This window comes from Pseudomonas sp. DrBHI1 (assembly GCF_002205115.1).
GTDB lineage: Bacteria > Pseudomonadota > Gammaproteobacteria > Pseudomonadales > Pseudomonadaceae > Aquipseudomonas > Aquipseudomonas mosselii.
In genome coordinates, this window is the sequence record NZ_NIBE01000059.1 from 200,135 (window position 1) to 213,353 (window position 13,219).

The 13,219-nt window shown below is 60.6% G+C and carries 13 protein-coding genes and 1 pseudogene; 7 read left to right on the forward strand and 7 right to left on the reverse strand.

Translation table 11 applies throughout. The features are described from left to right. Nucleotides 1-707 (forward strand): GlxA family transcriptional regulator (locus CC207_RS13005; RefSeq protein ID WP_256582079.1); only part of this gene is annotated, 707 nt, incomplete at its 5' end. 61 nt (nucleotides 708-768) lie between these two features. Here CC207_RS13005 and CC207_RS13010 read toward each other — a convergent pair. Further along, the gene (locus tag CC207_RS13010; RefSeq protein ID WP_028688456.1) at nucleotides 769-1,026 is read right to left on the reverse strand and encodes a hypothetical protein; all 258 of its coding nucleotides are present in this window, start codon (nucleotides 1,024-1,026) and stop codon (nucleotides 769-771) included. A gap of 203 nt (nucleotides 1,027-1,229) precedes the next feature. Continuing rightward, nucleotides 1,230-1,759, reverse strand: a pseudogene (locus tag CC207_RS27605) (hypothetical protein); the annotation flags it as partial. Between the two features lie 316 nt (nucleotides 1,760-2,075). Here CC207_RS27605 and CC207_RS26755 point away from each other — a divergent pair. After that, a complete protein-coding gene (locus CC207_RS26755) occupies nucleotides 2,076-2,612 on the forward strand; it encodes a hypothetical protein (protein ID WP_143496109.1) in 537 nt (178 codons plus the stop codon). Between the two features lie 89 nt (nucleotides 2,613-2,701). Then, nucleotides 2,702-4,015 carry a hypothetical protein gene (locus CC207_RS26760; protein WP_143496110.1) on the forward strand — a complete coding sequence of 438 codons (1,314 nt, stop codon included), beginning with the start codon at nucleotides 2,702-2,704 and terminating at the stop codon, nucleotides 4,013-4,015. 89 nt (nucleotides 4,016-4,104) lie between these two features. Here the strand turns inward: CC207_RS26760 and CC207_RS13020 are convergent, their stop codons facing one another. The 4 genes from CC207_RS13020 to choX form a co-directional block, all read right to left on the reverse strand. Beyond that, complete coding sequence (locus tag CC207_RS13020) at nucleotides 4,105-4,572, reverse strand: thioesterase family protein (protein WP_028688454.1); 468 nt, start codon at nucleotides 4,570-4,572, stop codon at nucleotides 4,105-4,107. A 10-nt stretch (nucleotides 4,573-4,582) separates the two neighbouring features. Further along, nucleotides 4,583-5,548 carry an L-carnitine dehydrogenase gene (locus CC207_RS13025; RefSeq protein ID WP_028688453.1) on the reverse strand — a complete coding sequence of 322 codons (966 nt, stop codon included), beginning with the start codon at nucleotides 5,546-5,548 and terminating at the stop codon, nucleotides 4,583-4,585. Between the two features lie 20 nt (nucleotides 5,549-5,568). After that, on the reverse strand, nucleotides 5,569-6,453 hold the full coding sequence (locus CC207_RS13030) for a 3-keto-5-aminohexanoate cleavage protein (RefSeq protein WP_028688452.1): 885 nt from the start codon (nucleotides 6,451-6,453) through the stop codon (nucleotides 5,569-5,571). Between the two features lie 197 nt (nucleotides 6,454-6,650). Continuing rightward, the gene (gene choX, locus CC207_RS13035; protein ID WP_088852219.1) at nucleotides 6,651-7,595 is read right to left on the reverse strand and encodes a choline ABC transporter substrate-binding protein; all 945 of its coding nucleotides are present in this window, start codon (nucleotides 7,593-7,595) and stop codon (nucleotides 6,651-6,653) included. Between the two features lie 144 nt (nucleotides 7,596-7,739). On the opposite strand from choX, the gene CC207_RS13040 reads away from it, so the two are divergent. Beyond that, nucleotides 7,740-8,684: a GlxA family transcriptional regulator gene (locus CC207_RS13040; RefSeq protein ID WP_088852220.1), complete on the forward strand. Its 945-nt coding sequence runs from the start codon at nucleotides 7,740-7,742 to the stop codon at nucleotides 8,682-8,684. Nucleotides 8,685-8,708: 24 nt separating this feature from the next. Here CC207_RS13040 and CC207_RS13045 read toward each other — a convergent pair whose 3' ends face one another. Further along, a complete protein-coding gene (locus tag CC207_RS13045) occupies nucleotides 8,709-9,110 on the reverse strand; it encodes a lysozyme inhibitor LprI family protein (RefSeq protein WP_069015875.1) in 402 nt (133 codons plus the stop codon). Nucleotides 9,111-9,385: 275 nt separating this feature from the next. Between CC207_RS13045 and CC207_RS13050 the strand changes: the two genes are divergently transcribed. From CC207_RS13050 to dgcA, 3 genes are all read left to right on the forward strand, one after another. Beyond that, entirely contained in the window at nucleotides 9,386-10,363 is a 978-nt protein-coding gene (locus tag CC207_RS13050; protein WP_011536164.1) for a dipeptidase, read from the forward strand. Nucleotides 10,364-10,441: 78 nt separating this feature from the next. After that, nucleotides 10,442-10,972 carry a DUF5943 domain-containing protein gene (locus tag CC207_RS13055; RefSeq protein ID WP_028688448.1) on the forward strand — a complete coding sequence of 177 codons (531 nt, stop codon included), beginning with the start codon at nucleotides 10,442-10,444 and terminating at the stop codon, nucleotides 10,970-10,972. 15 nt (nucleotides 10,973-10,987) lie between these two features. Beyond that, a complete protein-coding gene (dgcA, locus tag CC207_RS13060) occupies nucleotides 10,988-13,048 on the forward strand; it encodes a dimethylglycine demethylation protein DgcA (RefSeq protein WP_028688447.1) in 2,061 nt (686 codons plus the stop codon). The last annotated feature ends 171 nt before the right edge of the window (nucleotides 13,049-13,219 follow it).

Here is a 13,219-nt window from a genome sequence, read left to right on the forward strand (position 1 = left end):
GTTTCGACTGCAGCGTGCACTGGGAATGCCTGGCGGCGATGCAGGAAGCCTACCCGCGGGTGAACATGAGCACCCGCCTGTTCACCCTCGACCGCAACCGCTTCACCAGCTCCGGCGGCACCGCGCCCCTGGACATGATGCTGCACCTGATCAGCCGCGATCATGGCCGTGAGCTGTCGGCGGCGATCTCCGAGATGTTCGTCTACGAACGCATCCGCAACGAACAGGACCACCAGCGCGTGCCGCTCAAGCACATGCTCGGCACCAACCAGCCGAAGCTGCAGGAAATCGTCGCGCTGATGGAGGCCAACCTCGAGGAGCCGATCGACCTGGACGAACTGGCGGTGTACGTGGCCGTGTCGCGGCGCCAACTCGAGCGACTGTTCCAGAAGTACCTGCACTGCTCGCCGTCGCGCTACTACCTCAAGCTACGCCTGATCCGTGCCCGGCAATTGCTCAAGCAGACGCCGATGTCGATCATCGAGGTGGCGTCGGTGTGCGGGTTCGTGTCCACGCCGCACTTCTCCAAGTGCTACCGCGAGTACTTCGGCATTCCGCCGCGTGACGAGCGCGTGGGCTCGAACACCACCCAGCAGGTGGCAATGATGCCGATTCCGCAAGCCATGGCCTTGTCACCGCACAGCGGGCCGATGGCGGCGCTGAGCCAGGCGCGTAACGAGTCGACCTTTGCCAGTGTGCGCCTGTAGCTGAACATCGGTCCCTGTAGGAGCGGCACAAGGCCGCTCTTACAAAGGGCCAGTCAATGCTTCAGGCACGTTTGTTGAACTGCGCCAACGCCGGCAGCAACTGCTTGTCGATGGCTTGGCGCACGGCCGGCAGGATCGTCGCGCTGCCGGTGTACATCTGCTCGACCATGCCCTTCAGCGCCCGCGCATTGGGCTCGGTCAGTCCGCGTATCACCACCTCGCAGGCCTGCTCGGCGCTGGCGCCGGCCGGAATGTCGAAACCCCGCGAGCGCAGCTGGCCCAGCAGGTCGTCCTGGTCGATCAAGTCCGCATGCATCATGACTAATGTCCTTCGCCGCTGTTGTTTTCAATTGATTCTGTGTCCGATGCTCTGGGGCGGCAAGGGCGGATTGTCACGATGGCTGCTTTGACTACGAACAGGTCGTTTACGGCTAAATCGTCGGGAAAGGAGGGCCGCAGATTGATGTCACGGCACCGGGGGCTTGGTCACTCTCGGCGTTTTTCAAACTAGTTGTCGCGTCACTCCTCGATCAGATACAGGTAGTCGTACTGACCACGCACCGAAGACGGTAAGTATGTGATGTCCCACGACCACACACGATTCGGTGCCTGGGTCGCATGTGTTGTCGGCTCGGCATTACGTCCAGGGCGCTGAGCACGTCCTCGGTGCTGCCTCTGTCCGGCAGTTCGAAGCTGCAGCGCAGTTCAATCTCAAGTTCTTTGATGCATTTCTGATCCTGCCGGGCTTGTTCCCGATCAACCTTGGGTTGCGCTTGTTGAGACGCCATTGCGCTCAGAAGCCCTTGCCGTCACGCGGTTATCTGCTTGGCATACAAGCTTTTGCGACGACAGTATTCGCCCAATTCAATCTCGGACAGGCTGGCACACTCGGTGACTGCAGCGAATTTCACCTCCACCGACTAACTCTCGGTCGGGTGTTTGGGGGCGGACACCACTACGGATCCTTTGGTACTGGCTTGCCGACGTCAGGTGTACAGAGACATTTCAGGAACGCCCTCGGCCATCGTCAGATTGAATGGAGGGAGCAACATCTTGAGGAATTCGGCTTTGCGCTCAGAGGAATAGTACGGCACAACGGCTCTGTTTGCGCCCCTGTGTCTGGTTTCAGGTAAATCAGGCGAGGCGGCCACTATCCTGACACCGGGGGCCTTGCAGTGGATGTTGCTTTTGATCCCGGAAGCTCACGGCTTTCCAGGACTTTTGGGGGCACGCAAACTACCTGATAATTTTGCCAGTTGCGGGCTGTCTGATAGTTAGTTAAGTATTATGGCAGATACTTTTTGTTCGAGCGTTGGCATGTCACTGCTGGGCGACGACAGCGTAATCTGAGGATGGGGAGGTAAGGACATGAACAAACTATGCGGAATTCATGCTGTCTTGCTATGGACTGTATTGGTCTTTGTTTTTTCGGGGTGTTCCACCCCGAAGCCCGAGGGGGCGACGCCGTCTGCAAACGAATTGCAGGTTTCTTTTTATACGGGGTCTTTCGCAGCGAGTGGATTTCTATGCAGTGTAATCGTGCCTGATCACGGAAATGCGCCACTATGTCCTGCGATGCTACAAGCGCTGGCGGAGAATAGTTGTCATACTTCTGAGGAGGGGTGTAGGAGAGAAGGGAAGGAATATATGCCTGAGCTCGGGTCAATTCGATTTCTACTCTGGTTTGGCTTTCGCGTTATCTGTTTTGAAACGGCGCGAGGCGAGGCTGCGCTGTGCGTTCAGGGGATGCTTCCTGAACCCAATTTATTTCCGCGGATGATTGCAGATATAAAGAAATCGGTGTGGGAACATCCAAATATTCTTCAGCCCCTGGAAATAACGATATGGAATGAGGAGTTGTTCGGTAAGATAACCCATATTACCTCCTGGAAGCTTGATCAATAAGGCTGCTTGCGGCTGGTCTTCTGGCTTGTTTAAGTATTTGCATTGTGCCTGGTTGTGTACTGCTTGCTCATATGTTCAAGGAGAATAGGATGATTATTCAACGAAGGACTACGTGGCTTTTCGCATTTTTACAGGTGCTTCTGCTGTCGGCTTGTGGAGTGGCAAGTCATGCGCAGGTTTCATCAATGGATGATGAGCAAAAACTTTATGATATCAAGGAAGCGATGGATCTCCAGGGGCTGTCGACGCTGGCCTCTAGCGATGCAGACGTCAATTTCCTTAAAGCACTGGGGCAATCGAGGAACATAGAATATGCGCGTTTCATTGATGTCAATCCGGCCTTGGTCAAGGCAGGGGTTGGCCGGCTTTTGGTGTCGCTACCAAATGGAGATATTGTAAAGTTTCAGCAACGTAATGTCTATGAAGAAGGTAACAATACTACGTATTGGTTTGGAGACATCGTTTCCGATCGAAAACAACACCACACATCTCCTGGTGAGGTTGATATAGATCCTGTCAGCAGAATTATGCTGGTGCGGCAAGGGCAGCGTCTGAGCGGTGAGATATATCTGCCAGGACAATTTTATCGTTTGGAAAATGCGGGTGCGGGGCGATATGCTCTCATTAAGTTTGGGTCGGATTCTAATTTAAAGTGTGATCCTATACGTGAGTCGCAGGGTAAAGAACTGAAAAAAGCAGTGAATGGTTCACAGCCCAGGGCGCGTAGTATTATTAGGGTCATGTTCGTTAGTACGCAGGAGGCGCGTGCAGTTGATCCGTCTTTTGAAGTCAGGATTAGGGCAATGTTGGCATCGAGCTCTCAGGTGTTTCGGAGAAGTAATGTTGACCTTGAGTTTGAGTACGCTGGGTATTATGCCTCGAGTTTGAAGGAGGCTGAGCTTGAACAGGACCCAAAAAAAATACTGAGGGAGGTCCGTGGGCCAAACACGCCTGTCGCAAGACAAATTGCTGAACAGAGAGAGTCGAAGCAGGCTGATTTGGTTGTCACTGCAGTTGCTTATCCATTTTTTGGTGGCCAGGCTTATGTCTCGGCAAGAAAGGAAACTGCCTTTGCATTGATCCATGTTGCACACGAATCAGACATTCTGACGCATCAGCTTGGACATCTCTTGGGCGGGGAGCATACATGGAAACCTGGATATCCCGATCCAGGTGAACATCCATACAGATTCGCGCATGAGTTTTTTGCCAACGGTGCTAAGTATCATACGATAATGGGTAAGTTTGATTGCGGAAAAAATGGATGTGATCATTATGATATGGGTCAATTTTCTGACCCTAAAGCTACTTTTGCTTCAGTGCGTTTGGGTACTAAGGAGCATAGTGATAATGTTCGTCTTTTTAATGAGGTTAGGGATGATGTGTCCAAGTTCTATCCCTGAAATCAAGGTTGAGTGTATTTAGGTGGGCTCTGAGTGAGAAGGCACGCTGGTGGTCGAGGTAATCTTCTCGCTCGAGCCTGATCTTACGTTCAAGGAATGCGAATGGTTCGGCCAACGTACAGTGAATGCGGTTGGCTATCTTGCCCAGTGACCAGGTTTTCCAGTTGTTCGATGGAACTCGCCGTAAACGGCGCAGACTTTGGTCCGGCCATATCCACGTGCAGTAGCAGTTGCTCGCTGGCGGAGAGGGCTTCCTCAAAGTCCTTTCTATGCAAGCTGTGGTACAGGTGCAGGCGCTTCTTGTCGAAGCCGATAATGAATGTCTGCACCCACACCTCAGTATCAAGCTTTACCTCGTGCAAGTAGTTGATATGCGCCTCTAGGGTAAACAGCGAATGCCCGCTCTGCCCTCGTGCATCGGCATCCAGGCCGATGCGCTCCATCAGCGCATCGGTGGCGTAGCTGAAGATCAGCAGGTAGTAGGCATCGCGCAGGTGGCCGTTGTAGTCGACCCATTCCGGCAACACCCGGGTACGGTAGGTGATCAGGGCGGGCATCGTTTAATCCTCAGTCGCCGAAGGCCATGCCGTGCTTGGCTTTGCTGGTTTTCACCGCTTCCAGTACCGCCAGCAGTGTGTCATCACGATAGCGCTCCAGGGCCGCGATGCTGCGCTCGCCCAGCTGTTCCGAGGTGCCTTCCACCACATCGTCGATCAGCTTGTCGGTCAGCTCCGGTGCCGGCAGGTACGTCCAGGGCAGCTTCAGCGCTGGGCCGAACTGGGCCATGAAGTGGCGCATGCCGGCGTCGCCACCAGCCAGGGTATAGGTAAGGAAAGTGCCCATGAACGACCAGCGCAGACCGGCGCCGAAGCGGATCGCGTCGTCGATCTCGCCAGTGCTGGCGACGCCGTCGTTGACCAGGTGCAAGGCCTCGCGCCAGAGCGCTTCGAGCAGGCGGTCGGCGATAAAGCCGGGGACTTCCTTGCGCACATGCAATGGGCGCATGCCCAGCGCTGTGTAGAGGGCTTTTGCCGCTTCGATGGCGTCGGGGCTGGTGTTTCGGCCGCCGACGATTTCCACCAGTGGCAGCAGGTACACCGGGTTGAACGGGTGGCCCACCACGCAGCGCTCGGGGTGGGTGGCCGACTCATAGAACTCGCTGGGCAGCAGGCCCGAGGTGCTGCTGGCGATGATCGCATTCGGCTTGGCGGCGGCGCTGATCTTCGCGTGCAGGTCGAGCTTGAGGTCCAGGCGTTCGGGGGCACTCTCCTGGATGAAATCGGCGTCGCGCACGCACGCCTCGATGGTGGCGACGAAAGTCAGGCGATCCTGTGAGGCGCCGGGCGCCAGACCTTGCTTCTGCAGGGCCGGCCAGGCATTGGCGATACGTTTGCGCAACATGGCCTCGGCGCCGGGCGCAGGGTCCCAGGCAATCACGTCCAGGCCATGGGCCAGGGCGCGGGCGACCCAACCGCTGCCGATTACGCCGCTACCCAGGGCGGCGAAGGTCTTGATGTCGGTGATGAATGGCATATCGGGCTCCTACAGGAATATCAGCGGCGTTTGAGGTTCATCTTTTCCCGGCCTTCTGCCGGGCTGAGCACGCGGGCACCCATGCGGGTGATGATTTCCATCGCCCGTTCCACCAGCTGGCCGTTGCTGGCCAGCACGCCACGGTCCAGGTACAGGTTGTCCTCCAGCCCGACCCGGACGTTGCCGCCGAGCAGCACCGCCTGGGCGGCCATGGGCATCTGCATGCGGCCGATGCCGAAGCCGGCCCAGGTGACATTGGCCGGCAGGTTGTCGACCATCGCCTTCATGGTGGTGGTATCCGCCGGCGCGCCCCATGGGATGCCCAGGCACAGCTGGAACAGCGGGTCGTCCAGCAGGCCTTCCTTGATCATTTGCTTGGCGAACCACAGGTGACCGGTATCGAAGATCTCCAGCTCGGCCTTCACGCCCAGCTCGGTGATGCGCTTGGCGCCTGCGCGCAACTGGGCCGGGGTGGAGACGTAGATGGCGTTGCCGTCGCCGAAGTTGAGGGTGCCGCAGTCGAGGGTGCAGATTTCCGGCAGCAGTGCCTCGACATGGGCCAGGCGCTCCAGCGGGCCAATCAGGTCGGTGCCTGGGCCGAATTCCATGGGTGACTCGCCCGGGCCGATCTCCAGGTCGCCGCCCATGCCGGCGGTGAGGTTGACGATGATGTCCACGTCAGCCTCGCGGATGCGCTCCATCACTTCGCGATAGAGGTTGACGTCGCGGCTAAAGCGGCCGGTTTGCGGATCGCGAACGTGGCAGTGGACCACGGTGGCGCCGGCCTTGGCGGCCTCGACGGCGGATTCGGCGATCTGTTTCGGGGTGACCGGGACCAGGTGGCTCTTGGCGACCGTGTCGCCGGCACCGGTGAGGGCGCAGGTGATGATGACGTCGTGGTTCATGGTGGATTCCTTTTTGTGACTATGGACCGGATCTCTGTAGGAGCGGCCTTGCGTCGCGATAGGGCCGCGCAGCGGCCCCAGGATTTATGTGGCGGCGTTGAAGTCCGGGGGCCGCCTTGCTGCCCTATCGCGACACAAGGCCGCTCCTACACCGATCGGGTTGACCTGTCGGTGTGCGAGTAGGCGAAGAGGTTCTGTCAGTTGGCCGTGAGCTTGAGGTTGTCCGCGGCGGGCTTGCCATCGAAGGTGGTTACACCCTCGAGCCAACGGGCCTTGTCCTCGGGGTGGTCCTTGAGCCACTGGCGGGCGGACTCCAGCGCGTCCTTGTGATCGAGCAGCGGCTGCATCATCCGGCTCTCGTCCTCGGCGCTGAAGTTCAGGTTGGCCAGCAGGCGGTGGGCGTTGGGGCAGCGTTCGGCGTAGTCCGGCGCGGTCACCGTCCACACCGTGGCGCGGCCTTCGTCCGGGCCCAGGGCGTCCTGGCTGTCGCCGAGATAGACCATGTCGATGTTCACGTTCATTGGGTGCGGCGCCCAGCCAAAGAACACCACCGCTTCCTTGCGTCGTACCGCTCGGTCCACCGCGGCGAGCATCCCGGCCTCGCTCGACTCGACCAGCTGGAACTTGCCCAAGTCGAACTGGTTCTTGCTGATCATCGCCTTGATCTGGGTATTGGCGCCGGAGCCTGGCTCGATGCCGTAGATCTTGCCGCCCAGTTCCTTCTGGAACTTGTGGATGTCGGCGAACGTCTTCAGGCCTTTGTCGGCCAGGTATTTCGGCACGGCCAGGGTGGCGCGGGCGTCTTCCAGGCTTGGCTTGTCGAGCACCTTGACCTGGTTGGTCTGGATGAATGGGGTGATGGTCTGGGTCATGATCGGGTTCCAGTACCCGAGGAACATGTCCAGCCGCTTGTCGCGAATACCGGCGAAAATGATCTGCTGCGAGGCGCTGGTCTGCTTGGTCTGGTAGCCCAGACCATCGAGCAGCACCTGGGCCATGGCGCTGGTGGCGATCACGTCGGTCCAGTTGACCACGCCCAGGCGCACGTCCTTGCAGACGGCGGGTTCGGCGGCGAAGAGCGGTGCGGCTACGGTGGTGCTGAGCACGAGGGACAACAGGCTGCGGCGGATAAAGCGTTGCATGGTGGCTCTCCATCGGCAGTGCATATTGTTATGGGTCCGGCCTCTGCGGGCCGTGAGAACACGCTACGCTGGCGACAGGGTGGAAAATCGCACCCTGGCGACCAACACTTGCACGGAGGCGACCACCTTTGCGCGGAGCATGCGATGCCGGAAACCATAGACTTCCTGTTGCTACCCGGCTTTTCCGCCATGGGTTTCATCAGTGCCATCGAGCCGCTGCGCGTGGCCAATCGCTTCCGTGGCCCGTTGTACCGCTGGCGCGTGCTGAGCCTGGACGGTGGCGCGGTAGAGGCCAGCAACGGCATGTCGGTGAATGCCGATGGCGCGCTGGGGGAGGGCGGGCACGGGCGGCTGTTGCTGCTGGTGGCCGGCTTCGAGCCCTTGGCGTGCTATGGATCGGCGCTGCAGCAAGCGCTACGTCGTCTCGACCATGAAGGCGTAGTGCTCGGGGGTATCGACACCGGCGCAGTGGTGCTGGCCGAGGCCGGCCTGCTCGATGGTCACCGGGCGACCCTGCACTGGGAGGCACTGGAGGCGTTCAAGGAGCGTTATCCACGCCTGCAGGTGACCCAGGAGCTGTTCGAGATCGACCGCCGGCGCATCACCTGTGCCGGCGGCACGGCCTCCATCGACCTGATGCTCGACCTGATCGCCCAGGCCCACGGCAGTGAGCTGGCGGTGCAGGTTTCCGAGCAGTTCGTGCTGGGGCGCATCCGTCCGCGTCAGGACCACCAGCGCATGGAGATCGCCACGCGTTACGGGCTGCGCAACAAGAAGCTGGTGAAAGTGATCGGCGAGATGGAGCGCAACACCGAGCTGCCGCTTAACACCCAGGTACTGGCTGACGGCGTGCAGGTGACCCGGCGCCAGTTGGAGCGGCTGTTTCGCCTGTACCTGGCCGACACGCCCAGCGGTTTCTATCTGCGGCTGCGACTGGACAAGGCCCGCCAGCTGCTGCGCCAGACCGACATGAGCGTGCTGGAGGTGGCAGTGGCGTGCGGGTTCGAGTCGGCGTCGTATTTCACCCGCTGCTATCGGACACGGTTCGAGCGGTGCCCGCGGGAAGACCGGCGATTGGTCGGGTCATGAAGTGAGCATTCGCGGGGCAGGCAATCACTGCTGTCCGATCGACTGCAGGTATTCCGAGCGCTCGTCGCTACGCTGCGCCACGCAGGTATCCCACGCCGCCTCGTACGCCTTGCTCCCCGGCTTCTCGGCCCAAGTCTCGACCTTGCAGTCGGCGTCGCGCAACTGTGCCCACAGCTTTTCGGCTGCCTCCATCTTGCCGCTCAGCGCCGCGGCCTTGTCGCTTTCATCCGCGTACTGGTCGCGGATGCGTTGCATCAGGTCGTCATAGGCCGCTTTCAGTTCGCGCTCGGCGGTCTGCTTGTTGTAGGCCGCGCAGGCATACCCCTGCTGTTCGGTCTCGACGTTGTCGCAGGGCGTGCTTTCTTCCTCGGCGGCGTACGCGCTACCCGCGACCGCCAGCAGAACCAGCCATGCCATTGATTTCATCCAATTTCTCCTGAACAAGCTGACCAATCGCTGGATTCTCGCTCAGCGCAGGTTCGGGCGATAGCTCCCTGACGAAATGTTCATCAAACGTCGTTGTCGAGACTCGCTCTCATTGCCGAGGGCCGTGCCAGAGCGTGCCGGATCGGCCATTGACGCTTTCGGCAAACCCCCTGTCGTTTTTGCATCGGGGCGCCTCGGGCGGCAGGCATATGCTGGCCCCAAAGCGCCGGCACAAGGTTCGGCGCATGCAGACTTCAATAAAAGGGGACAGCCTGATGAGCCCAGCCGAACTTCACGCCGACAGCATCGTCATCGACGGCCTGATCATTGCCAAGTGGAACCGCGAGCTGTTCGAGGACATGCGCAAGGGCGGGCTGACCGCGGCCAACTGCACGGTCTCGGTGTGGGAGGGCTTCAAGGCCACCGTCGACAATATCGCCTCCAGCCAGAAACTGATCCGCGAGAACAGCGACCTGGTGATGCCGGTGCGCACCACCGCCGATATCCGCAAGGCCAAGGAGCTGGGCAAGACCGGCATCCTCTTCGGCTTCCAGAACGCCCATGCGTTCGAAGACCAGATCGCCTATGTCGACGTGTTCAAGCAGCTCGGCGTGGGCATCGTGCAGATGTGCTACAACACCCAGAACCTGGTCGGCACCGGTTGCTACGAGCGTGACGGTGGCCTGTCGGGCTTCGGCCGCGAGATCGTCGCCGAGATGAACCGCGTCGGCATCATGTGCGACCTGTCCCACGTTGGCTCCAAGACCTCCGAAGAGGTCATCCTCGAGTCGAAGAAGCCAGTCTGCTATTCCCACTGCCTGCCCTCGGGCCTGAAGGAACACCCGCGCAACAAGTCCGACGCAGAGCTGAAGTTCATCGCCGACCACGGCGGCTTCGTCGGCGTGACCATGTTCGCGCCGTTCCTGGCCAAGGGCATCGACTCGACCATCGACGACTACGCCGAGGCCATCGAGTACACCATGAACATCGTCGGCGAGGACGCCATCGGCATCGGCACCGACTTCACCCAGGGCCACGGCCAGGACTTCTTCGAGTACCTGACCCACGACAAGGGCTACGCCCGGCGCCTGACCAACTTCGGCAAGATCATCAACCCGCTGGGTATCCGTACCGTCGGCGAGTTCCCCAACCTGACCGAAACCCTGCTCAAGCGCGGCCACTCTGAACGCGTGGTGCGCAAGATCATGGGCGAGAACTGGGTCAACGTCCTCAAGGATGTGTGGGGCGAGTAAAGCCGCTCTCCAAGCCTGAAAGCCCCTGCCAGCAACGCCGGGGCATCCAAACAAAAAATTTTATGGAGTTGAGTTTCCATGGCCAAGATCGCCCCGCAATTGCCAATCGAAGTCGACAGCGAGACCGGTGTCTGGACCAGCGACGCCCTGCCGATGCTCTATGTGCCACGGCATTTCTTCGTCAACAACCACATGGGCATCGAGGAAGTGCTGGGCGCCGACAAGTACGCCGAGATCCTCTACAAGGCCGGCTACAAGTCCGCTTGGCACTGGTGCGAGAAAGAAGCCGAGTGCCATGGCCTGGAGGGCGTGGCGGTGTTCGAGCACTACATGAAGCGCCTGTCCCAGCGTGGCTGGGGCCTGTTCCAGATCCAGGACATCGACCTGGACAAAGGTACCTGCAGCGTCAAGCTCAAGCACTCGGCGTTCGTGTACGTGTATGGCAAGTGCGGCCGTAAGGTCGACTACATGTTCACCGGCTGGTTCGCCGGGGCCATGGACCAGATTCTCGCTGCCCGCGGCAGCTCGATCCGCACCGTGGCCGAACAGGTCTACGGCGGGTCGGAAGAAGGCCACGAAGATGGCCTGTTCGTTACAAAGCCGTTGTAAGCCGGAGATAGCGTCATGGCCTTCGAAGCAATGTTCCAGCCGATCCAGATCGGCAAGCTGACCGTCCGCAACCGTGTGCTCAGCACCGCGCACGCCGAGGTCTACGCCACCGACGGCGGCATGACCACCGACCGCTACGTGAAGTACTACGAAGAGAAGGCCAAGGGCGGCATCGGCCTGGCCATCTGCGGCGGCTCGTCGGTAGTGGCCATCGACAGTCCGCAGGAGTGGTGGTCGTCGGTCAACCTGTCCACCGACCGCATCATCCCGCACTTCCAGAACCTCGCCGACGCCATGCACAAGCATGGCGCCAAGATCATGATCCAGATTACCCACATGGGCCGTCGCTCACGGTGGGACGGCTTCAACTGGCCGACGTTGATGTCGCCGTCGGGCATCCGCGAACCGGTGCACCGCGCCACCTGCAAGACCATCGAGGTGGAAGAGATCTGGCGGGTGATCGGCAACTACGCGCAAGCCGCGCGTCGCGCCAAGGAGGGCGGCCTGGACGGCGTCGAGCTGTCGGCTGTGCACCAGCACATGATCGACCAGTTCTGGAGCCCGCGGGTCAACAAGCGTACCGACGAGTGGGGTGGCACCTTCGAGGGCCGCATGAAGTTCGGCCTGGAAGTGCTCAAGGCCGTGCGCAAGGAAGTCGGCGACGACTTCTGCGTGGGCATGCGTATCTGCGGCGACGAGTTCCATCCCGATGGCCTCAGCCACGAGGACATGAAGCAGATCGCCGCCTACTACGACGCCACCGGCATGCTCGATTTCATCGGCGTGGTCGGCTCGGGCTGCGACACCCACAACACCCTGGCCAACGTCATCCCCAACATGAGCTACCCGCCGGAGCCGTTCCTGCACCTGGCGGCCGGCATCAAGGAAGTGGTCAAGGTCCCGGTGCTGCACGCGCAGAACATCAAAGACCCGAACCAGGCCACACGCATCCTCGAAGGCGGCTATGTCGATATGGTCGGCATGACCCGCGCGCACATCGCCGACCCGCACCTGATCGCCAAGATCAAGATGGGCCAGGTCGACCAGATCAAGCAGTGCGTCGGTGCCAACTATTGCATCGACCGCCAGTACCAGGGCCTGGATGTGCTGTGCATCCAGAACGCCGCGACCTCCCGTGAATACATGGGCGTGCCGCACATCATCGAGAAGTCCACCGGGCCGAAGCGCAAGGTGGTGGTGGTGGGCGCAGGCCCAGCTGGCATGGAGGCGGCCCGCGTCGCCGCCGAGCGTGGCCACGACGTCACCGTGTTCGAGAAGAAAGACCAGATCGGCGGACAGATCACCATCGCCGCCAAGGCGCCGCAGCGCGACCAGATCGCCGGCATCACCCGCTGGTACCAGCTGGAGTTCGCCCGCCTGAAGGTCGACCTGCGCCTGGGTACCGCTGCGGATGTGGACACCATCCAGGACCTGCGCCCGGACATCATCGTGCTGGCGGTGGGCGGCCATTCGTTCCTCGAGCAGAACGAGCACTGGGGCGCCGCCGAAGGGCTGGTGGTCAGCAGCTGGGACGTGCTCGACGGCAAGGTCGCGCCGGGCAAGAACGTGCTGGTGTACGACACCATCTGCGAATTCACCGGCATGTCGGTGGCCGACTTCCTCGCCGACAAGGGCAGCCAGGTCGAGATCGTTACCGACGATATCAAGCCGGGCGTGGCCATGGGCGGCACGACCTTCCCGACCTACTACCGCAGCATGTACCCCAAAGAAGTGATCATGACCGGCGACATGATGCTGGAGAAGGTCTACCGCGAGGGTGACAAGCTGGTGGCGGTGCTCGAGAACGAGTACACCGGCGCCAAGGAAGAGCGCGTGGTCGACCAGGTGGTGGTGGAGAACGGCGTGCGCCCTGACGAGCAGCTGTACTACGCGCTCAAGGACGGCTCGCGCAACAAGGGCCAGATAGACGTGGAGGCGTTGTTCGCCATCAAGCCGCAGCCGATCCTCAGCCAACCGGGCGAGGGCTACCTGCTGTACCGCATCGGCGACTGCGTGGCCCAGCGCAACGTGCATGCGGCGATCTATGACGCCTTGCGGCTGTGCAAGGACTTCTGATCGCACCGCCTCTCTAGAGGCGGGATTGGCCCCCTGTAGGAGCGGCCTTGCGTCGCGAAAGGGTCGCGAAGCGACCCCGGGATCTGTGCATCACTGCTGAGCCCCAGGGGCTGCTTTGCAGCCCTTTCGCGACACAAGGCCGCTCCTACAGGGGTCGGTGCCGCCCATGAG